At 50.2% G+C, this 617-nt stretch carries 1 rRNA gene; it reads left to right on the top strand.

The window, feature by feature from the left end:
- Window positions 1-617, top strand: a 23S ribosomal RNA gene (locus tag PVK70_RS18860); the annotation flags it as partial.

Below are 617 nucleotides of genomic sequence, written 5' to 3' on the forward strand. Positions count from 1 at the left end.
ACGATGTCGAGCTACTACGGTAGTGAAGCCATTGATGCCATGCTTCCAGGAAAAGCCTCTAAGCTTCAGATTGTAAGGAATCGTACCCCAAACCGACACAGGTGGTCGAGTAGAGAATACTAAGGCGCTTGAGAGAACTCGGGTGAAGGAACTAGGCAAAATGGTACCGTAACTTCGGGAGAAGGTACGCTCCTAGCGGTGATGAGACTTGCTCTCTAAGCTGCCGGGAGTCGCAGATACCAGGTGGCTGCAACTGTTTATTAAAAACATAGCACTGTGCTAAATCGTAAGATGACGTATACGGTGTGACGCCTGCCCGGTGCTTGAAGGTTAATTGATGGGGTTAGACTTCGGTCGAAGCTCTTGATCGAAGCCCAAGTAAACGGCGGCCGTAACTATAACGGTCCTAAGGTAGCGAAATTCCTTGTCGGGTAAGTTCCGACCTGCACGAATGGCGTAATGATGGCCACGCTGTCTCCACCCGAGACTCAGTGAAATTGAAATCGCTGTGAAGATGCAGTGTACCCGCGGCTAGACGGAAAGACCCCGTGAACCTTTACTACAGCTTGGCACTGAACATTGACCCTACATGTGTAGGATAGGTGGGAGCCTTTGAA

Source organism: Aliivibrio sp. A6 (genome assembly GCF_028765505.1).
GTDB classification, from domain to species: Bacteria; Pseudomonadota; Gammaproteobacteria; order Enterobacterales; family Vibrionaceae; genus Aliivibrio; species Aliivibrio finisterrensis_A.